Source organism: Amylibacter sp. SFDW26 (assembly GCF_009184395.1).
Lineage (GTDB): Bacteria > Pseudomonadota > Alphaproteobacteria > Rhodobacterales > Rhodobacteraceae > Amylibacter.
The window spans coordinates 1-25072 of the sequence record NZ_WEIC01000003.1; the positions used below are offsets into that span (position 1 = coordinate 1).

At 39.3% G+C, this 25072-nt stretch carries 30 protein-coding genes; 7 read left to right on the forward strand and 23 right to left on the reverse strand.

Annotated features, from left to right (window positions below):
* Nucleotides 1-3 precede the first annotated feature (3 nt).
* Complete coding sequence (locus F9L33_RS16060) at nucleotides 4-108, forward strand: LuxR C-terminal-related transcriptional regulator (protein WP_226804100.1); 105 nt, start codon at nucleotides 4-6, stop codon at nucleotides 106-108.
* Nucleotides 109-133: 25 nt separating this feature from the next.
* Here F9L33_RS16060 and F9L33_RS09460 read toward each other — a convergent pair whose 3' ends face one another.
* From F9L33_RS09460 to F9L33_RS15770, 21 genes are all read right to left on the reverse strand, one after another.
* Complete coding sequence (locus F9L33_RS09460; RefSeq protein WP_152142547.1) at nucleotides 134-2260, reverse strand: flagellar biosynthesis protein FlhA; 2127 nt, start codon at nucleotides 2258-2260, stop codon at nucleotides 134-136.
* 71 nt (nucleotides 2261-2331) lie between these two features.
* Complete coding sequence (locus F9L33_RS09465; protein WP_152142548.1) at nucleotides 2332-2532, reverse strand: hypothetical protein; 201 nt, start codon at nucleotides 2530-2532, stop codon at nucleotides 2332-2334.
* 504 nt (nucleotides 2533-3036) lie between these two features.
* Nucleotides 3037-3861, reverse strand: a complete 825-nt coding sequence (locus tag F9L33_RS09470; RefSeq protein WP_152142549.1) for a hypothetical protein — start codon at nucleotides 3859-3861, stop codon at nucleotides 3037-3039.
* A gap of 84 nt (nucleotides 3862-3945) precedes the next feature.
* Entirely contained in the window at nucleotides 3946-4992 is a 1047-nt protein-coding gene (locus tag F9L33_RS09475) for an EscU/YscU/HrcU family type III secretion system export apparatus switch protein (protein WP_152142550.1), read from the reverse strand.
* Nucleotides 4989-5831, reverse strand: coding sequence for a flagellar biosynthetic protein FliR (locus F9L33_RS09480; protein WP_152142551.1), 843 nt, complete (start codon nucleotides 5829-5831; stop codon nucleotides 4989-4991). Before F9L33_RS09480 ends, F9L33_RS09475 begins: the two co-directional genes overlap by 4 nt.
* The gene (locus F9L33_RS09485; protein ID WP_152142552.1) at nucleotides 5806-6069 is read right to left on the reverse strand and encodes an EscS/YscS/HrcS family type III secretion system export apparatus protein; all 264 of its coding nucleotides are present in this window, start codon (nucleotides 6067-6069) and stop codon (nucleotides 5806-5808) included. The genes F9L33_RS09480 and F9L33_RS09485 overlap by 26 nt, the downstream gene beginning before the upstream one ends.
* Before the next feature lie 10 nt (nucleotides 6070-6079).
* Complete coding sequence (sctR, locus tag F9L33_RS09490; protein WP_152142553.1) at nucleotides 6080-6718, reverse strand: type III secretion system export apparatus subunit SctR; 639 nt, start codon at nucleotides 6716-6718, stop codon at nucleotides 6080-6082.
* Entirely contained in the window at nucleotides 6719-7789 is a 1071-nt protein-coding gene (locus F9L33_RS09495) for a FliM/FliN family flagellar motor switch protein (protein ID WP_152142554.1), read from the reverse strand.
* A complete protein-coding gene (locus F9L33_RS09500) occupies nucleotides 7782-8270 on the reverse strand; it encodes a hypothetical protein (protein ID WP_152142555.1) in 489 nt (162 codons plus the stop codon). Before F9L33_RS09500 ends, F9L33_RS09495 begins: the two co-directional genes overlap by 8 nt.
* The gene (locus F9L33_RS09505) at nucleotides 8263-9606 is read right to left on the reverse strand and encodes a FliI/YscN family ATPase (RefSeq protein WP_152142556.1); all 1344 of its coding nucleotides are present in this window, start codon (nucleotides 9604-9606) and stop codon (nucleotides 8263-8265) included. Before F9L33_RS09505 ends, F9L33_RS09500 begins: the two co-directional genes overlap by 8 nt.
* Nucleotides 9606-10271, reverse strand: a complete 666-nt coding sequence (locus F9L33_RS09510) for a hypothetical protein (RefSeq protein WP_152142557.1) — start codon at nucleotides 10269-10271, stop codon at nucleotides 9606-9608. The genes F9L33_RS09505 and F9L33_RS09510 overlap by 1 nt, the downstream gene beginning before the upstream one ends.
* Nucleotides 10268-10858, reverse strand: coding sequence for a hypothetical protein (locus F9L33_RS09515; RefSeq protein WP_152142558.1), 591 nt, complete (start codon nucleotides 10856-10858; stop codon nucleotides 10268-10270). The genes F9L33_RS09510 and F9L33_RS09515 overlap by 4 nt, the downstream gene beginning before the upstream one ends.
* Entirely contained in the window at nucleotides 10855-11763 is a 909-nt protein-coding gene (sctJ, locus tag F9L33_RS09520) for a type III secretion system inner membrane ring lipoprotein SctJ (protein ID WP_152142559.1), read from the reverse strand. Before sctJ ends, F9L33_RS09515 begins: the two co-directional genes overlap by 4 nt.
* 180 nt (nucleotides 11764-11943) lie before the next feature.
* Nucleotides 11944-12762, reverse strand: a complete 819-nt coding sequence (locus F9L33_RS09525) for a hypothetical protein (protein WP_152142560.1) — start codon at nucleotides 12760-12762, stop codon at nucleotides 11944-11946.
* Between the two features lie 58 nt (nucleotides 12763-12820).
* Entirely contained in the window at nucleotides 12821-13447 is a 627-nt protein-coding gene (locus F9L33_RS09530) for a response regulator transcription factor (protein WP_152142561.1), read from the reverse strand.
* 55 nt (nucleotides 13448-13502) lie between these two features.
* Nucleotides 13503-13841: a hypothetical protein gene (locus F9L33_RS09535; RefSeq protein ID WP_152142562.1), complete on the reverse strand. Its 339-nt coding sequence runs from the start codon at nucleotides 13839-13841 to the stop codon at nucleotides 13503-13505.
* Nucleotides 13842-13867: 26 nt separating this feature from the next.
* A complete protein-coding gene (locus F9L33_RS09540) occupies nucleotides 13868-14230 on the reverse strand; it encodes a tol-pal system YbgF family protein (RefSeq protein WP_152142563.1) in 363 nt (120 codons plus the stop codon).
* Nucleotides 14227-14649 carry a hypothetical protein gene (locus F9L33_RS09545; RefSeq protein ID WP_152142564.1) on the reverse strand — a complete coding sequence of 141 codons (423 nt, stop codon included), beginning with the start codon at nucleotides 14647-14649 and terminating at the stop codon, nucleotides 14227-14229. Before F9L33_RS09545 ends, F9L33_RS09540 begins: the two co-directional genes overlap by 4 nt.
* Before the next feature lies 1 nt (nucleotide 14650).
* Nucleotides 14651-15634 carry an FHA domain-containing protein gene (locus tag F9L33_RS09550; RefSeq protein ID WP_152142565.1) on the reverse strand — a complete coding sequence of 328 codons (984 nt, stop codon included), beginning with the start codon at nucleotides 15632-15634 and terminating at the stop codon, nucleotides 14651-14653.
* Between the two features lie 18 nt (nucleotides 15635-15652).
* On the reverse strand, nucleotides 15653-16084 hold the full coding sequence (locus F9L33_RS09555) for a hypothetical protein (RefSeq protein ID WP_152142566.1): 432 nt from the start codon (nucleotides 16082-16084) through the stop codon (nucleotides 15653-15655).
* 43 nt (nucleotides 16085-16127) lie between these two features.
* Nucleotides 16128-16292, reverse strand: a complete 165-nt coding sequence (locus tag F9L33_RS15770) for a hypothetical protein (RefSeq protein ID WP_193222010.1) — start codon at nucleotides 16290-16292, stop codon at nucleotides 16128-16130.
* A gap of 220 nt (nucleotides 16293-16512) precedes the next feature.
* Here F9L33_RS15770 and F9L33_RS09560 point away from each other — a divergent pair, with 220 nt between their 5' ends.
* Nucleotides 16513-17109, forward strand: a complete 597-nt coding sequence (locus F9L33_RS09560) for a hypothetical protein (RefSeq protein ID WP_152142567.1) — start codon at nucleotides 16513-16515, stop codon at nucleotides 17107-17109.
* Nucleotides 17110-17383: 274 nt separating this feature from the next.
* Nucleotides 17384-17608 carry a hypothetical protein gene (locus tag F9L33_RS09565; RefSeq protein WP_193222011.1) on the forward strand — a complete coding sequence of 75 codons (225 nt, stop codon included), beginning with the start codon at nucleotides 17384-17386 and terminating at the stop codon, nucleotides 17606-17608.
* Between the two features lie 121 nt (nucleotides 17609-17729).
* On the opposite strand, the gene F9L33_RS09570 is transcribed toward F9L33_RS09565, so the two are convergent.
* Nucleotides 17730-18542, reverse strand: a complete 813-nt coding sequence (locus F9L33_RS09570) for a class I SAM-dependent methyltransferase (RefSeq protein WP_152142568.1) — start codon at nucleotides 18540-18542, stop codon at nucleotides 17730-17732.
* 240 nt (nucleotides 18543-18782) lie between these two features.
* A complete protein-coding gene (locus F9L33_RS09575) occupies nucleotides 18783-19859 on the reverse strand; it encodes a hypothetical protein (RefSeq protein WP_152142569.1) in 1077 nt (358 codons plus the stop codon).
* 781 nt (nucleotides 19860-20640) lie between these two features.
* Between F9L33_RS09575 and F9L33_RS09580 the strand changes: the two genes are divergently transcribed.
* The 4 genes from F9L33_RS09580 to F9L33_RS09595 all read left to right on the forward strand — a co-directional run bounded on the left by F9L33_RS09580 (nucleotide 20641) and on the right by F9L33_RS09595 (nucleotide 25068).
* Complete coding sequence (locus F9L33_RS09580) at nucleotides 20641-21765, forward strand: hypothetical protein (protein ID WP_152142570.1); 1125 nt, start codon at nucleotides 20641-20643, stop codon at nucleotides 21763-21765.
* Nucleotides 21766-22100: 335 nt separating this feature from the next.
* The gene (locus tag F9L33_RS09585) at nucleotides 22101-23111 is read left to right on the forward strand and encodes a hypothetical protein (protein ID WP_152142571.1); all 1011 of its coding nucleotides are present in this window, start codon (nucleotides 22101-22103) and stop codon (nucleotides 23109-23111) included.
* 17 nt (nucleotides 23112-23128) lie between these two features.
* Nucleotides 23129-24154 (forward strand): hypothetical protein, encoded by a 1026-nt coding sequence (locus F9L33_RS09590; protein ID WP_152142572.1) that lies wholly within the window; start codon nucleotides 23129-23131, stop codon nucleotides 24152-24154.
* Nucleotides 24151-25068, forward strand: coding sequence for a hypothetical protein (locus F9L33_RS09595; protein ID WP_152142573.1), 918 nt, complete (start codon nucleotides 24151-24153; stop codon nucleotides 25066-25068). The genes F9L33_RS09590 and F9L33_RS09595 overlap by 4 nt, the downstream gene beginning before the upstream one ends.
* Nucleotides 25069-25072 lie beyond the last annotated feature (4 nt).

Genomic DNA, 25072 nt, shown 5'->3' on the forward strand with positions numbered 1-25072 from the left:
TTAATGGAAATTAGCGTCAGAACTGTCGAGACGCATAGAAATAACATCTACAAAAAAACATCCTGCAATTCTTCTGAGGACCTGGGCAAAATCGCCCTGTCAGTTTGACCTCCTTTATATGGTATAACTACCCCTATTCGATCGCTGAATAAACGTTACTTTCAGAATAATCATCGTCTATCATTTGTGCTCCAACATTACCGATCGAGATTAACTCGATCGGATAAGTTTTCACATCAGGTGAAAGCTCGTGTGGGGCCAATACTGGAAGGTGAATACGGTTCACAGCAAGAAAACTTCTAAGTCGGCGTCTTAAATCTGCTGAAACAACAATAGCAATCTGGTTGTTTTCTGCGTTTTGTGTTTGTTGTAACTTGTTGAATTGCCCAATAAGTTGATCCGTAATTTCTGGTTCAAAGATAAGCCCCTCTAAAGATGACAAGCTTCCAGAACTTTTAGCTTCACTCAGCCCATGGCGCGCTAGGTTTTCAAGGTCAGGGTCGACCATAGCAACGCCCAATACAGCATTGTCACCAGCAATGAAATGACACAATTGACGTTTCATTGACCCACGTAAGCATTCGGCAAGTAATACTGGCCCTGCCCCTTCATTTATTTGGTTCCAATACGTTAATGAATCAATCACCAAACGTAGGGGTTTGAGTGGCACACCATCTTCAATCAAATATCTTAGAATCTGAAAGATAACGGGCTTGGATAAGCTTTCCTCTAAAGCTTTAACGCTCTCACTGTCCTGCTTGCTGGCTATCTCATAAATAGTATCAAATTCCCTTTTAGAGAAAAGGGCGCCCAAATGCTGTTCGTACGTACGAAAAATCAATTCAGCTAATTTGTACTCGAGATTATATGTATCTATTTTTAAATTGTTTGCAGCACTTATATATGAATCGTTTACCCATAGAATAGGTGTATCTAGCCAAGTTTCTTTTTTAACTTCTTGCTCAGTTGCCCCCATTAGGCTCACCGTATCTTGATCTCCAGCTACCATAAACATGCCCACAGGGATCTCGCGTTTATGAATAGGTACACCATCCAATTCTATTGATACGCGGCCTGTATGAAGTGTTTCAGACACAGCGATACCAGCAATCGGAAACGTAATACCTCTAGAAACGTTCAGATCAGAAAACATATTATTCAAATCAGATTGAAGAGCTTTTATATTAATACGGTCACTCAAGTCTTTTGATATCTGACATACGAGGCGATCACTTGGTTCACCAACAGAAGCCTTTTCTTCGGCTTTTTTTTCTTTAGCCTCAGCTTCTTTTAGTGATTTGGCTTGTTCTGCCTCTTTGATTTCATGAGTTTTTCGCAAACCAAACGAGGCAACTAAAAGCGTAACAGCTACAGCAATAAAAATCATACGTGGAAAGCCAGGTACAAACGCCATGCCAAAAATAACAACAGAAGCAATACCAGGCACGCGGTAATCCGCTATCAATTCTTTAAAAATATCAGAACCAAGGTCAGCATTTTCATCATTTGCGGCTCGCGTCACAATCATACCTGCACATAATGACATAATCAGCGCAGGTATCTGGGCCACAAGCCCATCACCAATTGTTAGCAATGAGTAAACGGATACTGCGCCACCGAATGACAAACCATGTATCGTAACACCAACGGCGATACCGCCAATAAGGTTGATCATGATAATAATCAGACCAGCAATCGCATCCCCTTTTACGAATTTCATAGCACCATCCATAGCACCAAAGAACTGACTGTCTTTATCAAGGCGGGTGCGTTTCAGGTTAGCCTCTTCTTGTTCAATGTTTCCAGCACGCAGATCTGCATCGATGCTCATTTGCTTGCCAGGCATAGAATCAAGTGCGAAACGAGCGCCAACTTCGGCAACACGTTCTGCTCCTTTTGTTACCACAAGGAATTGTACAACAGTAATAATTAGAAAAATAACCAAACCAATGGCAACACTTCCACTGACAACAAAATCGCCAAAGGTCTCAATGATTTGCCCGCCATCAGCTTCCGAAAGGATCAGACGAGTTGTCCCGATAGATAACGCTAACCGAAATGCCGTACCAATTAAAATAACGGACGGAAAGGTGGAAAAATCTGAAGGGTTTCTTAAATAAATTGCAACCATAAGCAAAAGTATAGCAAGCGATATATTGACCGTGATCAAGACATCAAGGATTTGCTGATTAAGCGGTATGACCATAAGTGCCAAGATTGCGATGATAAGCGATACAAGCGCGAGATCTTTTCTAAACATATATAATTCCACCTAACACAACGTAAAAAGGCAGGGCACAAAAGTGCCCCACCTGTGAAGTTTCAATCAAATTAACCTGAAACAGATCCTGATTTATTCTTCGCTGCTTTTGTTGGAGCTGTATCTTTTTCAAATTTGATATTCGCTCCCATAATTTCAGTGTACAGTTCGTTTGACTGTGCTTTTAGTGAAGCAAATCCTCCACCTGCTGCGCCACCTGCTGTTGCGCCACCTGCTGGGGCTGCTGCGCCACCTGTTGTTCCTGTTTGCATAATAGTCTCCTTTAGTTGTTTGGTCATATTTGACCGTGGGTTGACCTAGTCATATTGACTAGATTTAGGGCATCAGAGCTTTCAAATTCTAACCCTGATCTTGAACAATACTGATCATTCTTACGAATGGTCATCATTGCATTCTTCACATTCAGGATCATTTTTATTTAATGTACGTCACTTTATTTCCTTTGGATCCTGAGTTGTGTTTCTAGAATTAGATTACTTTTACTTGACTGTAATTAGGACCCGTAACATTAGAAAAAAACCCCATTACAACTACGCAATTCACTACGTAGGCCCGGTATATCGCATAAGGAATAACGCTATCGGTTTTGAAAGATTTCACTTCAAATGGCTAAAGAAAATTCCTCAAGAAAAATTTCATATGTAAACGTATTTAAAAAGTAAATAAGTTAACAAAACCAAGTGCATAAAACCTCAATAGGAAACAAAAATGGCCCAAGATTTGGGCCATTAAAACGCAGGAAGTTTCGGTATGTTTTATGGTGTCTCGCCAGCAACACGTTTGGAATCGGTGGCAATAATTTTAACTTGACCCTTCACCCTAATTTTCTCCAAAAGAGGTTGAGGTATATCCGTATTTGTTGCAGCAATACGATTATAAAGTATTGTTGGTCTAATAAGGGCATTATATAAATAGACCAGTGTAAATCTACTAAAGCGTCGAGCCAGACGGTTGTACATACTTCCGCCTGTATCAAGGCTATTTTTATCCGCACTTTTCTTGATGGCATATGTCAAAAATCTACCAGTCTCTTCCACGATTTCTTTTTGTGATAGATTTGAATTTAAAGCCAGAACCACAGAATCGTCTTTTGCTTTGAATGATCTAGATTTTTCACCAACACCTAGTTTTACAACTACAACTTGACCAGTTTTAGTTCGAACACGCCGTCTAGAAACATCCTTCAGAGATACAACCCTAGTTTTCTTTTTTAAGTCTTTTTTCAAATCATCAACTGTTTTTGTTGCCGCAATTTTTTGCGACACAGACCGTTCTTCGGCACGTTTCCCATCAATGTCTTGCTTCAATTTCTCACGTTCAATTGTTTTAGCTTGAGTACTTTGAACCGTATTCTCAATTACAGCTTCAGCGATTTGTTTAACTTCTTGTGATTTGGAATCGCTAGCGGCTTCAGCCCCGACTTCGATAACGGCCTCAGTTGTTGCCTTTTTAACGTCTGTCAACATGCTATTTTCTACATTATTCGGCGTGGGCACAACTTTGGATGGGTTTTTCAAAACTGCATCATTAGATTCGCTTTGCGTTTGTGCGGGGCTAATCTTTGGGTTAATTGCGTTCATCGTTTATATCTCCATAAGCCATAACTTTGTATTATTTATAGAATCTGCCGCTTACACATGAAACTGTGGCATCTACTTAAAACACTACGTATTTTGACCAAATAAAGCCGTTAATGCATCTAACAACTCTTTATGTGCGCTTTGATGGATAACACCTCCAGCTTCCGTGCTGAATGCAGCTTCGACAATGCCTTGATGTTCAAGTTCCTTAAATCCATTTTCACTAATCTGTTTTCGTATTTTCAACGTTTTCTCCGGATTTTTTGATTTTGCAGATATCCGCGGAATATCTGCATATTCAGGATGATAGCGAACTGCTAGGCAGGCATCCCCCCAGTAAAAACACATATTAGCTTTTTCAACCCCCGAAGCTTCCGCACCATCCGCCATCTCATGCTGCAACCTTTTACGTTCTTGACGAACTTCTTTTGTGCCATGTTGTTCTTTTTGTTCATTTTTGACTTCTGTGTCAGTCATTTTTTGTTCTTTTGTAAATAGAAATTTTTGAATCAACATTTCCAACACGACCGAAACTATCATAAATAAAACCGCGATTGTAAGCAGTTGAATGGCTAAGCTTAATGCAATATCAATAGCGCAAGATTTACCACAATAATCGATCTCAACTAAATCTTCCACGACCAACCATATGATATACGCTGAAGAACCTATCCAAAGAACTAAGCGTATAAAACCCACACCGACCTCAACCCATGTCCGAAGTCCAAACAAACGTTTAAAGCCTGCAGCTGGTGATATTCTTTTTACATCAGGAATGATTGGTTTTATCGCGAATGGAATCCCTTTATTATATGCAATTGATGTAAGTATTGTTGCACTAATTGTCAGAACCACAATTGGCCCAACCGCTATGGCAAGCTGTTTACCTATTTCTTGAATTGCAATTGGATATGCAATTCTAAAAGGTTGATCCAAACCGTTCGTTATAATGTCGAATGGCACAGAAAGATGTTTGTATAAATATACAAAAAGAACCGCCAATAATATTATACTTAAAGCACTTGCAACAAAATTCGATACTTCTGCAACGTTCGGGACATTCCCTTCCTTTCGCTGCTTTTGAAGTTTCTGATCCGAAGCCGCATGTTTCTTTGTTTCTGTATCGCTCATTTGAAATACGTCTCCATGACCGAAAGACTTAAAATGGCATTTGGTACATATTTCTCAGAGACGCGCAAAATGATGATTGCCATAATCGGTAATGTGAGCATCGTAATAATGTTCTTTGTTAAAAACGAATGCTCATAAAAGTTAAATTTTTTACCAAGTTTAGCAGATACCATCAAAACAATTTCAACCGCGACCAACATAATCATCAAAGGAGCTACAATTATAAGCGCCAATTCCATTGCTTTCGATAAGGCTTCCAATGCGATTTGTGCGCTTCCATGATAAAGTGTGGGTAGAGTATTTTTTAATGGCCAAATCTCATATGAAACATATAAGTTTTCCACTAATTTCCAAAGCCCGCCCATAGCGAAGAAAACGGAGAAGCCAATAATCAGATAAAGCATTGCAAGTGTTTGAACAGGCGTCCCGTCTGGCATTTGTAAACCGCTATCGCTTTCCCCACGAAAAGAATCCACAATACTTCCCGCATACTGCAAGGCCCTAAACGGAGATGAAGCAAGTAACCCCATACCGAAACCAACAGCAAACTCTTTCGCAGCTAAAAGAGTTATTTCTAGCGGCCCTAAAGTTTTGGATATTTCCACGATTTGATTAAAATTCACCAACATAACTGGAAGAGACACGACAAGACAAATGCTAATTCGCAAAGTCAGTCCAGATCCCAATCCCCAACCAAATGCTAAGAAACTAAACGTCAATCCAAAAGCACGTAGAACGCTCAAAACAAACACGATGTGAATGATTTCAAACGGTACGTCTAATAAATGAAACGCGATTTCCTTTCCCACTGTTTCAGAACCCCAATTGCCCAAACTCATCGAATAGCTTCATTGTATTTTGGATTAATGGGCTAACTAGAGATCCCCCAAACCCAAGTAGAACGCCAACAATTGCAGCAATTTTTACAGTTTGCGATAATGTTTGATCTTGAATTTGTGTCACCGCTTGGAAAACTGAAACAAGCAAACCACAAACAGTTGCGACAGCTAGAGGTACACCCGCCAAAAGGATTACATCCATCATGAAGCTGGTTAAATACCCTGGAAAATCATTCATCGGCATAGCCTCATCCTCCGTAGGTTAAGATTAAGCCTTGAACAAGCTTGGCCCAACCGTTCACAAGGACAAAAATTAGCAACTTAAAAGGAACAGAAATAATGTTCGGTTGAACCATCTGCATACCCATCGCCATCAAGATGCCTGTAACCGCAAGGTCAATCGCCACAAATGGTAAGTATAACAAGAAGCCGATTTCAAAAGCTTCGGTAAGCTCAGTTAACATAAATGACGGTAGTTGGATAATGAAGTCATCTTTCGTACCAACTAAGCCCGATCCTTTCCAGACTTCATTGGAAACTCCAACAAAAAAATCCAATTGATCCGGGTCTATATTCTTTACAATAAAATCTTGAAACGGTGCGATTCCGATCCCCCAGAGTGCAATAAAATCTGCAGGTGTTTCAGGCGTAATATCTGCCTGTTTAATAGCATTTGTTGCTTCTGTAATTACAGGTAGAGAGATAAAGAGTGAGATAAATAATGCCAGCGCCATAAGCACAGCATTGGATGGAATTTGCTGGAGGCCCATCGCATTTCTGATGATCATGAAGACGACTGAAATCTTTACAAAAGATGTTAACGCAAGAATTCCAAGCAGGAAAAACGATGCTAAAAAGCCGATGACAATAGGTGATGTTAAGTCCATTTAAGCCATCCGTGTAATTCGAATACCAATTTGACCGTCCACACGAACCAAAACACCTTCAGCCAATGATTTACCATTTGCCATCAAACTTACGGTTTCAGGTTCTGTGGATTGGAAAGGTAAAATCGCACCTTCTCGTAATTCTTGGATTTCGGATAGCGGCTTTACAATTCGATCAAATTCAATGCTAAGACTGACTGGCAAATCATCGAACGAAACAAGTTCTGTTGTTTTATTATCCATATCTGACTTTCCTTCTGGTTTTTGGGCGGTTGCAAGAACAGGTTGGAAATCTGATTGTATTTCAAACTCATCACTGTAGGTAAATTCGACTTTGGCTTGATGACTTTCATTCAACCAGATGATGCAGTCTTTGTGACCCTCCCATCTTTTGTCGAACATGATCACATCGCCTACTTTAAGAGGTAAAAGATCCTTGAAGTTGAAATCAAAGCTCGGGCTACGCCGGCTTAAAATTTGCGGTACATTGCCTAAGTTTGGGGTTTTGGTATCCCCTGTGAAACTTTCAAAAACTGTCAGAATATGATCCAAGTCACTTTGTGGCCCAGCTATAACAAATGCAGCTGAACCCCCGTGAAATAAACTACTCTTAAGCGCTAGCCAAATACCATTTTTAGTTTCGGGAGGTTCGGCATCTTTAATTATGTCAACAAGTTGAACGGTTTCTTCAATCGTACCATTTAATTTTGTTAGCAATGACGAAAGATAATGTTCATAAATAATATGATATGTTTCATTTCTAAATTCATCAGCAGTTGTTTCATATCCATCGTTTTCTAGTACAGTTGGCAATAGATCCGCACCAAGGAAAACCGAGAAACTTAGCGTTTCTGTTTTTAGAATAAACTGATCCCAAACTTTCGTTTCATTTTCAGCCGATGATTGATAAAGTTGGAGTTTCACGGACCTTGTTGCAAATATAAATTCAACATCTGGTAAACAATGCGTAATCTTATTATTGATTAAGGCCTGTGATCCAACAACAAGCTCTTTTGCAGTAAGAATGAGTGGAGCTGCTGAACTTTTTGCCAATTTCGAAGCATCAAGCATTATATGTACTCACTCTTTTTGATGTAAACAGTTCAGAAGTTTCGTCTTCCTCTTTGGCAGATCTTTGTTTCAATATTTCTGAGCGCACTCGTTCAATCAGCTTCTCAAAACGCAACTTATCATGAGAACTTTTTTGATAATTCGCCTTGGCATTTTGAATCATCTCATCAGCATCTTGCAAACGCTCAACACCCTCTTCTACTGTCTCTTCTGCGTTTGAAGTGGCCACGTTATTTTTACGCATCATTATTGCAAGCCCAGCGAATTGTGCGACTGAATCCTGGATGCTTTTAGAAGCCAAAAGAGCTTTTTTCATATTCTCATCTGCGGCAACAAGTGCAGCTTCTAGACGAAGTTGCGCTTCGTGATGTTCCTTCACACAGACAACCTTATGCTTTTTAGCGCGAGACACTTCCGCTATTCTTACACGCTCACGCAGATCTCGTAACATCATTAGTTTTTCTAAACGTGCTTCAATCATGGTTCAAAAGCTCCCGTAAATTATCGATGGTTTCATCCAACTTTGAAGGTTGTTCAACTTTTTGGGCAAGAAATTCATGAATTTTTGACATTAATTCAACAGCTCTATCTGCGACCTCATCGCTGCCCTCTTCGTATTCACCAACTTGTAAAAGAAGTTCAATTTCATGATGTTTCGCGAGCAGCTTTCGTAGTTCTAATGCCCCCTCTTTATGGTCATCATCGACAACGTCACTCATTACCCGACTTAAACTCTTCAAGACATCGATTGCAGGATAACGGCCAGAATCTGCAATTTCTTGACTCAAAACAATATGACCATCCATCAAACTTTTCGCTTCCTCGGCAATCGGGTCAGTCTGGCTATCCCCTTCAACCAAAAGCGTATAAATAGCAGTTATATCACCCTTCTCACTTCGCCCTGCCCGCTCGATAATCTCTGGCAATGCAGGGTAAACTGAAGCAGGGTATCCGCGTCGGGTTGGTATTTCACCAGCAGCCAACCCAATCTCACGCAAAGCACGAGCCACACGTGTCAAGCTATCCATGAGCAACATCACAGATTTACCTTGGTCTCTGAATCCTTCTGCAATGGCTGTTGCCACATGCGCCCCATACAAACGTTCCATAGGTGGGCGATCAGAAGTTGAAGCAACGACAACAACTGAGTCACGTTTTTCGACAGGTAAATGGCGATCCAGAAATTCTCTAAGCTCTCGGCCACGTTCACCTATCATTCCAATGACAATAACATCGGCATCACAATGCTGAGCGATTGCAGAAATCAATGTCGACTTGCCCGTACCAGGTGGGCCGAAAATGCCAATACGTTGTCCCTTACCAAGCGTAATAGCCGCATCAATCGCCCGTAATCCTGTAGTAAAAGGTTCTTGAACCAAAGGTCGATCCAAAGGCGAAGGCGCCACCCCTTTCACAGGGATTGCGCGGGCTTTATCCGAAATATCATCAAGGCTATCGATTGGATTGCCCAGACCATCAACCACACGCCCTAACAATTCATCTCCAACCTTAACAGTTAGCTCTTTACCAAGGGGTTTAACAATTGCACCAGAAGATAAGCCATTGCAGGCTTCAAAAGGGCTGATCAAAGCTATTTGATCTTGAATGGCAATCACCTGCCCTAAGATAGGTTTTTCCAGTGGGTTACGTTGAATCTCGCAGATCTGGCCAATCGCAGCATGCTCGTAAGCAACTTTTACAATTGGGCCATTAATATCGATAATTTTCCCATCAAGAGGCTTCAATGATTTATTGGCAACAACATTGCTTAAGTCTAGAAGTGTTTGCTTTAATGTAGGAATTGTATGACCGTCCATCACTCCACCCCATGCCCAAGCTGTTTCTCAAGAACAGATTTCAGTGTCTCTAATTGCACACCCAAACCAATATTGCTGACACCACCTGCGCCAACGATTTTGATTTCACCGTCTGATTGTTTCCCATCTGGAACAACAGACTCGATCCCTTCAAATAAAGCCTTATCAGCCTCGATAATGCTTTTGATTTGTTTGAATTCAGACAAAGATGTTCGCAATTCCAAACGCCAACGTTTTCGTGTTTCAGCAAGACCTGACGTAATAAGGCGCGAGACTCTTTCATCAAATTCAAGGTTACCAATAATGTTTTCAACAGAAGATATAATCAATGGGGTTAACCATTTTTCAGCTGCATTAAAATCTTGCATAAGACCATTGGTGACGTCTGTAATTTGCTCCAATTCTCCGGCTAGTCGTGCTTCACGTTGCTCGTTAACGTATTCATTTATCTCATCCTCTAACGCTTCTTTGGCGGCTTGTAGAGTTTCTGCAACTTTTACTTCCGCTTCTTCAGTAATTTGAGCAGCACGCTCCTCTGCATCACTTATTTTTTGCCCAACATCTGCTTCCGCTTTTTCAAAGATTTCTTTTGCGCTTTCAGCGTAACCAAAATCTTCTGCGCTAATACGTTTTGCAGAAAGCCGTGTTTGATCATATGCACTCATGATTGATCACCTACTTGTAAGAAACTTTCACAAATCTGAACCCGTAATTCACGATCAGAACTATCAGTAATCTGTGGTAATTTGGGCAATCGGATCTTGATCAAACTTTGAAATGGCTGATCAAAGGTTTCACACCAACAGTGGATACATTGAAATCCATCATCGAATAGTTTTGTCACCTTATAAGGGGCTTCATTTTCAACCACTTTACTTAAACTTCTATATTTCAAAGCTTCTCGCAAAATTTCACGCGGTACATCTTCTTCTGATAGTTTGAAATCACCACTTGCAATCGCCACAGCCAAGCCATTGGCATTGTAAATACATCCAAAACCTAAAGCCGTTCGTTCTAAACCGCTTTCAAAGATATATCTAAGGGCCGTTTCATAAGGCGCTGGCCCAGAAATTTTACTAACATCTAAATCAAAATGATTCAGAATTTTGGTACGTATCTTATCGTGTAAAAACCCATTCTCAAAGACAGCTTTACGTAAGTCTGGATCATCAATGTCTGTATAAACAGACGTTAAAGCATGTGTACCTAAGTCGTTAAAATGAGGTATCAGAAAATCTATATTTGGTCTCATTTCGACCACCGTAAACCCATGCGCTTAAAGAAAAAACGCATCCCAAATAACAAACCTAATGCGATTACAGAAAAAGCAAAAATAGCTCTTAATAGATTCTCGATAGAGGAATTAAATATTACGTCTAAAGTTTCGGTACCGCTTACCCCCGCAGCATTAGCCGCTGCTATTAATTGGCCGCCTGTATTAACCTGTGCAATTGTTGTACCTCCAGCGGGGAAGACAACAACCGCAACATTGGAATAATCCAATCCTTGAACAGCATTTGCTACAAGTGTTTTGATTTTTGAGACAGCTTCTTGAACCACAAAATCTTCCTCATGGTGCAATGTAACCGATGCTGTCGCCACTTCTTCTGTCTCTGAAAATCGTTTTTTTTCTGGAATGCTGACAGTTACGCGAGCATCTTTAATTCCGTGTATTGATACAAGATTCTCTGTTAGTTTCTCTTCAAGTGCAAAAATATAACGAACACGTTCTTCGAAAGGAGATCCAACCAGGCCTTCAGCTGCAAATAGCTGGTCCATAGATTTATACTTTTTCCGAGGGAGTCCCTGACTACGCAGAATTGTATTGGCAACAGCAACATTTTTACCTTCAATCCAAACAGCATAGATACCTTTTTTATCTCTTTTACGAGAAACGGAAATACCCGATGCTTCTAAAATGGTCGCCATTTCATTTGCATCTACTTCTGTAAGCTCAGAATAAAGTACTTCTTTACATCCAGAGATCATCAAACAAACAAAAAGCATCATAACTTTGACTAATTTTGGTTTCTTATCGAGCCTTAACAACATTTCAGCAGCATCCTTTCGCGCAATCGCGACTAAACAATAATTTCTAACTGCATAAATGACGTCTAAGCATCTGAATTCGCTATAGCCAAAACTACGTAAGTACACACTGCACTACGTAGAAGACTCAGTAATTTAACTTAGCTAATTATGCACATGCGCTCGAATGGAGTCCTCACATGTAAAACGCTTTTTCTGCGCCGATAGACTATTAATCTATAAAATATGCATGTTAATTTTGATCACATTTAGCATAAGTCTGATCAATAAGATCATTTAGGAAAATGACTATGCTTTATTCTCTTTATCCAAATCATTATCGATTGTGTAATGGGTTGGAGGTACTGAAAAAATACGATGATTAACTCGGACATCTATTGTTTTTTTTGGCATCCAACCAGAAGATCTAGCCATATCTACAGTATCGAAATCATCACCATCTAATACTTTATGCAATCTTGTAAAAACTGGCCCTGGGGCAATATTAACACCTATCTTTTTTGCATAATCAGATACCGCAATAAAAACGGCATTTCGTGCTTGTAAATTCATATCGCGAAATCCGAGACCATTCGCTAAAATAATTTGGGGTGCTTCTTTGTGACTAACAATATATGCCATCGAAACAAGCTCTGGTAAGATCGTGCCTTTCGGACCATGCTCAATCTCGTAATTTCCACCACTAATCCCAACCTCAAACGCGGGAAAATCTATCTCTTGGAGAACTCCAAAGCCATTACCCCTATCATTCAATGCTACAATTTGATCGATGACTTGATTGATCTTATTGCTGCCAACAACAGAACGGTCCTTTTTCGTAAACCCATCTAGAACCTGCGCAAACAAGAAATAATTTTCGGGCTGTGACACAAATTCAATCAATTCAGAAAGCGCGCGGTTTCGTGCTTCTTTCGCATCTATAAGAGCAGATTTACTGACTGTGCCTTTTTTTGGTTTTGTTAAATATGATGGCATCTTGTAATCAACATCAAAATTTAACTGCAATTCCTCAAACTGTGCAGCAGCTTTGGATCGTTTCAAACGATCGGAAATATTGATAACATTTTTACTGGGTTGGGCTTGGTTATTCTTGTCAAAGGTTGTCATGGGTTCACCACATTTCTTTTTCGCCCACGATATATTATATATACGATGCGCTTAGTCATTAGTTTACTCCTACAATTGTAGCGAGCTCTTTGTAATTTCGGCATGATGTCTTTTTATAAATGCTATTGCGGTGGGTCTCAACGGTGCGAACACTGATGAGTAGATTCTTAGCAACATCTTTTGTAGACAAACCACTTAGTGTTGCTTCTAAAATTTCAATTTCGCGTGGTGACAGACCAAATACATTGCCCGTCCGTGTCAAATTACGTCGTAACTTCACAAATTCTTCCATCAATTCTACTGGTAAATAAGCATATCCACTTTGGGCAGCAACAAACGCATTCACAAAATCTGAACCGCGCGCCTGTTTAGGCATAAATCCAACTGCACCTTGTGATAGAATAAAAAACGCATTTGCTGTACTCGGATCAGAGGAGAGAACTATAATCTTAATCTCAGGTTGCGCTTTACGAATTTTTGTCAACGTTTCCATCCCAGATGGTCGTAATAAATGAAAGTCCATAATCAAAATATCAGGTTGTAATTGCCGACAATATTTGATTGCAGAATATCCATCAATGGCTTCTGCAACAATATTGACGTCACAGCTTTCCTTTAACCTAAAAGCAATACCTTCGCGTACAATTTCATGACTGTCTGCAATAACCAATGATGACATTCCCATTTTCTAAGTTCCTTTGATTTGGCATATGGAGGGGGTATTGAACATCATAACTGCATTATTTTCGCGCATTGCCTGAAAAGATTTCAGTTAACTTTTTAATATCATACCCTGCCCCAATTTTGCCGAACCCACCTCTCGCTTCATGAAAAATAGACGATAAACTATCGCTTGCGATTCTAAGGTCTGAATTTAATACGTGGACTTTCATGAAAGTATCCAAAGGTGGGGGAATACTATTTGCCAAGGAATTGACTTGCTCGTCATTCAAAGAATTCTGCTGATTGACATTAAATTGATTTACTACCGCAGGTACGGTTTCAATGGCGCTATCAGCCTGGTGCGCCTCATTCCCAGAGTTCGAAATATTATTATACTGCAGTTGCATAATCTTCATAATAGACCTCGTTAAGTGATTTGATTTTAGGAAGAGATCGACGAAAGCACGTTACGTGCCTTTTCCGTTTGGCCCAATAATGCAAATGAGCGCCCTTTCATCATCAATTCTTCTTCTGTCAATGTTCCATCTGTATCTAAGCTTTCAATCAGGTAAAAAACATCCAACACTTGGACCGATGCGCCCATGTTGAAATAGGATTTTGCCAAAAGGTGAAGCGTCTCTCTGCTATCTGGACGAACCCAATTTGACAGCTCCAAAAACTTTAATGCTGTCGAATGCATGCCAAACATAATGTGTACTGTTGCCAAACCATTCAACAAGGTTGCATCCTGCTCAGCATGTGTGTCTTCAGAGATATCTGCCTTTGAAAGATCCGTAATACTCATTTGAATTCCTCATGCTGGCTGGGGTTCGAGCTGCTTATGTAAACATGTTCGAACATACGCGTCATACGTTCCAAAGCTGTCAAGCCGCGACGTGCAGGCAGACTGCCAGACTGTTCAATTTGTGCTTTTCTACGTACGACTATCTCCGCTACCCTGTAGGCAATTTCAGACGTTTCTTTTGAAACGATTGGATCTTTGCGTGATAAGCTCTGCAATTCATCCTGATCTTCAACTTTTTGCTTTGGCTTAAGCTTCAACCTTGGGGGACGGCGCTCTAAACTCCGATAGGCGATAGAGGATAAACCTTGCAAAAAATCTAAAGGAACAGCAACGCGGTCTTCACCACGAAATCCATTAGGAACACCGGATTTAGGTTGACGTATATGTTTAACCTTATTGTCGTCTTCTACACGTGACATCTTATTTCCTTTGGAAATTGATATTTAGTTCTTCACCACCGCGCTCTAACAACAGCCCAGTTTCTGAAATTTTCCTAACAATCCAACCATCTTTAATTGGATCACCTACATTAATGCGATTACCATCCAACAACACGATTTCAGAAGGTTCTGACAATCGAATGGCGGCAATTGCAGGTAAATCAGATAACAAAGGTGCACTCGAAACTTTTGAAGTTAAAAGCGTGATATTTGGTTGGCTATCATACCATTTGTGAAGTGCCGTCCAACTTGGCATCAAGGACTCTGGCAAAGTGCCACTCACTACAATACCTGTGTCTGTTGATTGCTCTAGGGAAACGTATTTAGAAAGTCCCGTCTCCATTAGTTTTTCTTTTAGCTGCTTTACGCTTTCGTTGTTATTATTTTCAGCAAGCTCAGCTCTATTGTTATAGTTCGGAACCATAATCGCGTAGTTTGATACGCTGATAGTCCGAATTACATTCTCGGCCAAAAATAAGAACCCAATGAACAAAACAATCATGAGACCTATCTTCAAAGCTCTGTCAAAAAGTGATGGCTTTTTACCACCACTCGCTTTTAAACCAACCCCTTCTGAAAAAAGATTAAGCTTCACATTACCAATGGTCATGATCAACGGCAAAGAGACAAACGCCGTGTCTTCACCAGCCTTTACTTCACGTTTATTCAGGTAAACATTATTTTGTAGAGTCGAAATTTTAACAACATCACCAAAGATAGATTTTCTAAAATTTAGAGAAACATGCTTCGCCTCAACATTGTCATCCAATAAAACCAGATCACACGTCTCTTCACTCCCAATCGTAGCTGAACCGCCGCTCACAACTTGTTCAGAACCATCATGAAAGCCACCCTCTACAGCAATGCAGACAGATGGCACTCCCGTTGAGGGTATCATTAAATCAGCGAATTGTTTCGCTTTATTCAATAATAAGCTTTGGTGTGTTTGGATGATTTCAACCATTAGAAAATACCGCCATTATCATGATCCACGTAACAGTTGAGAAATGTCTTTCTGCATACGCATGGCAACACCCCATGCAATATTGTAAACTGTGATATCACCATAAAGTTGTTGAGTTCGGTCAATGACAGCATCCATTTTTTTCTGACTTGCCTCCTCAGCATTTTCGACCCTGGTTCCTTCACGTGCAACATCGGAGAGAACAGACGATTTCTCGTGCCCAACGTCTCCAGTTGCAGCGCCAACCAAGCCTTCGCGATTATCCTTCATAGGATCCATGTTCGACTGCTTATCTAAAGCTTTTGATAACGCTTCTTGGGCCATATGCGAAAAACTAGACGCACGACTTTCTTCTTCATAAGATTGTTTAGTTAATTGCTGCAAGTCATACTCAGAACCAGAATTAGCTGCCCCAGAAGAAGCGCCCACAGAACTTACACTATCAGTCATTTGAACCTCTTTTTTTTACTGAATACATACAAACACTTTCTCATTAACTTTTTGATTCATTAATATTTTGAATCGCAATCTTTGATGCTTGTGTCATCACCAATGCTTCCATAACTGCTTTACTTAATTCTTGCTGTGCTGCTCCTGCAGACAGAGCATCAGGCGCTCCAACTTTAGGGTCGCCACTTGGTCCTTTGATATCATTCATCACATTACTCCTTCAAAAAAGTTTGATATGACTTCAACATCACACAGAAAGTATTATGAGGACACCAACAGGTTCGAGGGAAAATCTACGTTTAACTACTCGTTTTTTTACGTAGCCCGCAGGAAACTCAGTATATCTACGTAACTGTCCAAATGGCTTTCTAGATTTAAACTACTCGTTAAGAATCTTTAATAGTTTGTTTAAATTGGAGCCTCATAACATGATAAAAAGATATTTAGGACTTCTTGTATCCTTATCTCTGTTAGCATACCCAACATACTTATATGCAAGTAATGGATCAGCTTCCACAACATCAGAGGTAGCACCAAGCTCATATTTGATTATGAACCAACCTATTGAAGACTTCTTCAAAGATCTTGCACGTGATACAGGGCAACGCGTGAAATTATCAAACGGCGTAAGTGGTAAAATCGTAAATCGTAAATTGTCTGGCAGTGTCGTTGAAATATTGGATTCCATTTCACGTACACATGATCTGGATTGGTTTACATACAATAACGTTTATTTTGTATCCAAAAAACGCGAAGCAACCACCCGTCTGATCCGCTTGGGCAATTTAACACTCCCAGATACAATGGCAGTATTAGAAAAGAGTAAGTTACTCTTCAATCAATATCCAATCGACGCTGTTGCAGAAAATTCTGCACTTTCCGTGACAGGCCCGCCAAAACTTTTAGCTATTATCGAAAGCGTAATTGAAGGCATTCCATCGCAATTACCTAAACCGCGAGAAAAGACCAAAACCATAATTAAAGTGCGTCGTGGTTTGGACGTTGAGAATGTTACTGTACAATAGCTTTACTGCCTCAGATAATATCATATGCTTATGGATCTTAGATAAATTAGACACGGTCATAATTACACATCTTGCGTCACTCCTTAGTGACGGAAGATGCTCGAAGAGATCGCTGCACGGTGTGTCATATGAAACACGTTAAGCGATCAACGGCCAAACCCGCGATTGTTCAGAATACCGCAAAGGCATCCGCGCTGAAAAGATCGACACAGGGTTCGAAACGATCCTACGCACTCTCGCGCCAAGCAAGCACATTCTGAATAATGCTTTATCGATGTTAAAGGACGCATGGGATCCGCGCGGAGACCAAGCTAAACAGGCACAGACCACGCTAAAACGGCAGTTTAAAGAGCTGGATCAGCAACAAGATAGTCTTGTTGAGCGTTTGATTGAAACCACAAGTACAAAAGTTTTGACAGCTGTTTTATTTTTGCATCACAGCAAATCATATACCAACGTCCAGTTGGCAAAATTATGTGCCCACCATTTTCCAAAATAATTGATGCTTCTTTAAGCTCAGGATTAAATTTAGAGTAGTCGATTCGATTAGAGATTGTCTTTATAAAAGGCTTTGTCATTATTCATTATCTAATAGTAAAATATTGCATAAACGCGGAATTTCATTTTTCACGTTTTCCAACAATAACTTGATAAGTAGTGCTACAATCAAAAATTCCTTCAGCATTTAATCTTAAAAGCTTGTTCTCCAGTGCTTTTTTAAATGCGTCAAGTTGGCTACCTAAGCGCGCAGGAGAAGCATATGACATACTCAACTGCAAGCCGATAATTTGATCGATTGATAATCTAGTGATAAAATTGAATTCGCGTTCAGTAATATTAGAAAAAACAGACTTTGCGAGTATATCTTCATGCTTTTCCTTGGGGTGCGTATACGTACCTCTACCAGCACGCCGTTTTACCCCCATAAACTCTTGTATAGTTTCTTTAACAATTTTATTCCATTCATTTGTATCCCCTTCTTTCCAAGCGCTAAAGCCACCACTCAGTATGATAATAGCTCCAGACTCATTTAAAATTGAATTAAGCTGGTCTAATACTTCGGAACGCTCCATCCAATGAAAACTTGCGCCCATCACGCAAAGATCAATATTTGAAAACCCGTGTGATCTTAAAGTTTTATCACTACCTAATATCCAGTTTATCCCTGCTTGTTGTTCCTTATGTTCAGCCTTTAAACCTTCACATAGCATTTCAGGATCAGGATCAATTGCAAAAACCTTCGCTCCGGCTCTAGAAATAGGGCGTGCCAAATGTCCGGTTCCACAACCCAAATCAATTATATTCATAGTATTACAAATATTAAAATTTCTTATTAAAAAACCAAGTACTTCGTGCGAATACCCCAAACGGTATTTTTCATAATATTTAGCCGTGCTTTCAAATAAGCTTTTAGAGGGTTTATGATTATTCATATTATTATATCATCCGCTTTATAATTTTAGTAAACTACCATCAATATTATCAAAATTTCGAGTAAGCAAATCTACAAAAACATCTAATTCTTCACTAACGTCTTCACTAGTTAAATTCTCATTCCTGAATCTATAGCCAATATCTGTAGCGAAGATAGAAAGCTTTCGGAGTTTTTTATATGTTTTAGACCAATACGAATGTGTTTTGTTCAATCTTTTTTCATCAAAATAAGTACCATTCTAAGTACCATTCAAAGAGACACGTGGGTTTCTCGTGATAAACTGATCTGAAGATGGTAAAATATAAGTCCCCCAATTTAAAGATTTATCTGTTACCATAAATAATATAGGATTTAAAAAAGTATCGTTATATTTATATTGACCAAAATCGTATAAAACATTTTTAGTAGTTCTACTCGAGGTAAGCTTGCCAAGCTGAATATTAGGGACATCAATCAATGTCACTCCATTCTTTAATTCAATTCCAAGATTTGAGCTGAATGTATTGTAATCAATTGTCCCTAAGTTGTTAAATCCGTGTTTTATAATTAAATTACCGTTATCACGCTCCAATTCTAGCTGGCTAATTCTACAAGAAGATGTAATTCCAAACTGTCTCAAGAAAAACTCTACTTTCATGCTTAAATCAGTACGTTCATGATTACTCGGAAATATATCCATGTTCCCATTTTCTCGTTCATGAGCTTGTCTTGCCAAGCAAACGGACGGTAACAACGAACCATCAACGGAAAGGCAATCAAAACCTAAATCTATTATTGCATAGGTACGAACACAATCAATATTAGAACTAGTAAGATTAAATACCTTGCTTAATACTCGTTCAAAAATCAACTCAACAATGCCACCATTGATATTAAGCACCCCAGAACTGTCATAGTTCAACTCGGGTATTTTATCTGGGGCAACACCAATTCCTTTAATATCAATGAATGTTGGCTCTGTAACATTCTCATCTACTTCCACTATTGCAGCGCGCCCATATCTTAATGGCCTGTACCCAATTTTTTCTTCACCCTTTAACTTTACTCTTTTATTTACAGCATTATTTACAGATTGGGCTTGGGATATCCATCCGCAATTTTTGATAACCCATTTTTGTAATCCAAAATAATCTAAATTAGACAAAAACGGGAAATCATTAACAAGTAATTTTTCGTCCATCCAAATTACTTTACAATCTGCAGGAGCAACTAAGATTTCGGCCCCAATTATATCTTGGGAAAATATTTTTTTTACATTTTCCACTTTATTTGTATCTACAATACTTCTTTCAAGGTTAGGAGCTGTGCCGTTCATAAAGCCTCTCCAAAGATAAGTATTCTATTTAAAACAAGCTTAAATAGCGTCTTTCTCGATACTGCACTTGTTACAAAAATATACTTTATCCTAATAAACATTATCTTCTTGCTATTTAACATTATTTTAAAATACTTTGATTGAATTTCAATACAAACTCCAGATTATTAGGCACTTATTCTACCATATATTTTTCTTAATTTATAGGCGTGTCCAGCTACTATTCAAACATTCAATTCTACTCCGCAAGCGCTGACGTTAGGCGTCGAAAAGTTTCATCGTAAGTTTTCTGGGCTGTAGCTTTCATTTTTACTTAGTTTTTCTCGAGAAAGTCCGTCAGCAAAGTCGAGTCCCCCACACGAGTTAACTAATCTGATCCACATGTATCGATTACAGTAAAGTGATTACATTTCAAGCATGTAGTTTTAATTTGGGGCTGCCTTCCGTAATAAATAGTCCGTATTCTGTCCAGCCTTTATCGCAGAAGGGCTTTTCACGCACGAAAAGTGGTTAAATTATCTCGTTATGTACCACACATTCCAATAGCTAATCTTATTTCCACCACTGGTTTGTAGGCGTTTAATGTACGAGTAAAGCTTATATCTGAACGCGAAGGTTTTGAGACTTACAGTATTCAGACAATTGTAATTCTAGTTTTATCGCGGCATACTTTAAAAATTGTTTTTCTGATAGTTGGGCAAATACTAATAAGAGATAGGTTACAACTGAATCCATCTATTGTGGTGGCCTTGAAGATCAGAATTATATCGGGGATAAATATTTGGATAATGATTACCAAAAAGTGGTTTCAGCGCTTTTAGATACAATTGGAGATGATACTAAATGGCACAAAGCTCTTGAACTCATTTGCGAGTATACTGGTTCAAAGAAAGCAATTATTGCGCTTAGAAATACAAAAACGGCAGAACTTATAATTCCCACAAAAGTTCAAGAAGATCACAACAGCCCATTGCTTTTTGGTTTTTCAGATGAATCCATCGAAGAGTACATTTCACAGTATTACGAAGTCGACCCTTGGACACACTATGAGCGTGTTTATCGCCCATACTACCCCTATATTCTTTCAAAGTTTATTTCAAAAACTGAACTACAACAATCAACGTTTTGGAATTGGTTGAAACCACAAAAAATCACTGATAGTCTGGTATATGAAATTGGGAACGATAAACTCACTTGGGTTGCAATTAATCTTTATTTTGATAACGCAAGCATTGATCCGAGTAAAGTAATTACAAAATTTCAACAACTAATGGAGCCACTGAAGAAGGCGTGGCTAATAGGAAGAAGCGTTCATCTAGCTAAACGAAACCCCACTGGAACCACCTCGCTGATCGAAATTATCCCAAATCCAGCGGTTGCTATAGACGAGCGTCATATTGTAATTGATTTCAATAATGAAGCCCTAAGATTAAAGCGCGAATCCATCATCTTAAATTTAGAAAGAGGGGCCAAATTAGGGATAAATTCTGCGCGCGTTGCAACTTCAAACCCAGAAATGAATTGTTTTTTTGAGGATAACCACGAAGATTTCGACACTCAAGAAATTGAATACATTGCTTACTTAGACCATAAAAGTGAATTTGAAGAACTAGTGGGTATTAATCATGCGCGCGCTCTTATAATTTTTACACCCAAAATACTTCGCGAAAGAAATGAAGAAATTCAAATTTGGGAAAACGAGCAACTAACAGTTCAAGAAAAAGCCTTGGTACGGTTTGTAGCAGAAGGCGGTAGATTGCTAGATTTTCAACATGCGCACGGAATATCAAAACCACGTAGCGCACAAATTTCTAAATCTGTTCGAAAGAAGCTAAATTTAAAAGTATTGAGCGATATCCACCTTCAACATCAAATTAAAGTATCCAAAAACTATACCCAGGTATAGTCGACAGCAAGTTAAAATATCGATTACCTCAATGGTTGAATAGTACTGAGGTTTGTCAAGTGATCAATGATTTCAATAATAGTAAATTTGTGCATATCAAGTTGGCTTCATGGCCAAATTTGACTAGTCTTCTATATGCGCCAAGATCTCTGAAATGTACTAGATTTCAAAAATCATGCCCTCTCAGGCTCAAAATACTCTGTGCATTATGTAAGCAATTTACCGCCATTACTTTCTATGCCGTTTGGAATTTTTTGGGCTTCTCGATGCCTCAAAGTAAACCCATGCAAAGCTAGATTCGCCCATCAGGTTGAACGAATGAAGGAAAGAAACATATGCTTATCGTTAGAGTAATTTATTATTGTATTGTATTCATTTGCATTGGGATTAGTGCGTACCTCACTTACTTTGGGTTTCTGTCGACATTCCATGAGCTAACACTCCCATTTACAGCTGTTATTGCACTTGGTTTACTCGGTGCGGATTATCTAATCCAAAAATATAGAGAAAATGGGCAATCACTTCGCCCAGCCTTCGTGCTATTTTCAATAGCAGCTTTTTTCAGCTTGCTCAGCAATTTCAACTTCCTATACACAAACTTCATGCGATCGGATGTCGCGGCAATAGCCTTACGAGAACAGTTTGATAACTTTCGTGATGATTTAACTTCGACAAAGGGAGCCCTCCTAGACTTAAAATCAGTCAAGGATGAAAGTAGCCGTCGAGACATAATAGTCGCCGAACTTAAAAATATGAAAAAACAGATGGATGATCCAAATCGATCTGGATGTGGGGCCCTATGTCGTGACCACATAAAAAACATTAACGGTCAACTAACAGTTTCTCCAACGAACCTTGCAATTCCCAGCTTAAACAGTAGTGCAACAGCGCGAGATAAATTCTATGAAACCTATTCTGGGTTAGTCTTTTCAGCAATGGACGCGGAACCATCTGCTGATGAATATGTCCGAGTAAGGCTTATTAACGATAAAATTGATCGAGCATTAACCGAATTCTCGTCTCCAGAAGTTGCTATTCAGAGTAACAAGGGACTAGACGTGTTAGGAGAACTATCTGAGATTAGCCTAGAAATTGAACGCTCGGCTAATTCCATATTACCAGAGGATAAATCGGCGGCTCATACCTTCATCAACCCTGGATTGGGTCGCCTCGGAGAAATTGTTTATAGCTTGCAAAATGGGTTTATTGATCGCCCTAATCTCAGCGCAACCATACTATCAATAATTGCATCATTGGTGGTCGATATCTTTCCAGTCTTATTTGCCTTAATTGCTTTGCGCCCGGGCATTTTACGCGAAAAAACTGAAATTGATGATCTTCTCTAAACATTAAGGGCAAAGTAATGACCAATAAAAAAAATAGTGGCTTCGGAGAGTCTGCTCAAAAATTCAAAAGAAACGACGATCCGTTCGCAAAAACGCATGATATCGAACCGCGTAGCAGTCTTCTAGACACTTCTCAAGATGGTTTTGAAGATACCTTTACGCCAACAGAAGCTAAAGAAGCAGCGGGAAATTTCATAGTCACCGTCGGGCGAGCAAAGTCTGGAAAATCAACCTTTCACTCCACATTATTTCGTTACATCGAAACTTCAGGCTTGTTCGAATACAAACTGTTGGCGGATCCAAAAGATCTCTCGATGATGCGCCGAATGAGTATCTGGCGTGAAAACTGGATGGAGCGTACAAATTTGACAGCAACACCAACAAGAGAACGAGACATTCACAAAATCTCATATCAAACGTCTTCTGTAAAAGGACCCAAAGTTCCTTTCGGATTTAATATCGTAGAAATCTCTGGTGAGCTTCTTGAAGTATTGGATGGCACAAACGGAGAAATAAAAATTCCTGCCACCATCCATAACCTTTTGGACAATCAAGATGTTAAAATTACTCTTATTCTAATGATCGACCCCGAAACTCCGCGAAATGACTTGTTATTCAAAAACTTAATAAACTATATAGCCGTACATTTTCCAATTCTAGCCCAAAACTTACCAACCGTAGTGCTGATCCCTAAGCCACTATTAGCATTGGAGCACTTACAAAAAGTGGATCAATCTGGAAAATATGATGGGCTGACCAGCTTGAGTGGTTCTTCGAAGGTCGACTTTCTAAAAAGTGTTTCCCCAGGAGTATTATCACATTTAAGAACCCTCCCAAAAAAGAACAAACTGTTAATGCCACTCTATGTAGGGCAGTTTTCTGAACGACCCGACAGTGAAGGTGACGGTATAGAAGAATATTTAGTCGCGCCAAATTTCGAGGATATCAAAATTGTATTTAATTGGCTCCACAAAAAATACACTGGTCGAAATCCCGGCGAAACTTGGCTTGGAAACGTAATCAAAAACTTAGATGCGCCATGAAACATTCAGAAAACGTATTGGGAAATTTCTGTTTTGTTCAATTCAAAGGCCTTAAGCTAGAAGGAGATGGTTATGCTTCTGGATTGTCAGCGTCACCAGTTGGCCCACTTGAGTTTCGCGATTCAAAAGGAGTAGGGTATTTACCTGTCAATTCGTCTCCCAGTCTTTTTTTGCGGCGAGTTTCTGTAAATGGAAAAATCGCACTTCTTTGTGGATTTATAAATCGGATAAATATTGAAGGGCGCGCTGGAGGAACAATAGGGGCTGGTCAACTTTGTATGTCTGAAAATTTGGAAACATTGTTCCTACCAGATCACACCTTAGATTTTTATGAGGAATTCCATGAATATGTCTCCTGTAACTTAAGCGAAAGTCGCGAAATAGAAAATATTGGATATCTATCGCCAGATCGCAGCAAAATGTATGATATAGAAGCGGTACATCAAGGACGATCATTTGTTGTCAATCCTCCGGAAAAAGGAGACAATCTGTTACGTTTATCAATCGAGATGTTGGACACGATTTCCGATAAATTTGATACGATCATAATAGGGATGAAAAGTGACAATAGATATTCACAATTGTCCTATGATCTCATTTCAACGCTTCAATTCGAAAAAAACAACTCAGATAGACTCCATCCAAATGAATTGGAAAGTGAATTTTTAGAATACACTTCCGAAAGTTTGAGACGTTTTGAAAAGCGAGAACCACATTTAAAATATCCCAGACCAGCGGAAACGAACCCAGAGGCCGAGGATTATATTATTGCATTAATCGACTTTTATTTATCGAATAAATTTCCAGATCTTTACAAATCACGTGAGCAAAAATCATCTAAGGTAGTCAACAAAGCAGGCGATTTCATCGAAGGTTCAATCTTCAAGAAAAATCCCTTTAAAGGTAAGTGGTAGTAGT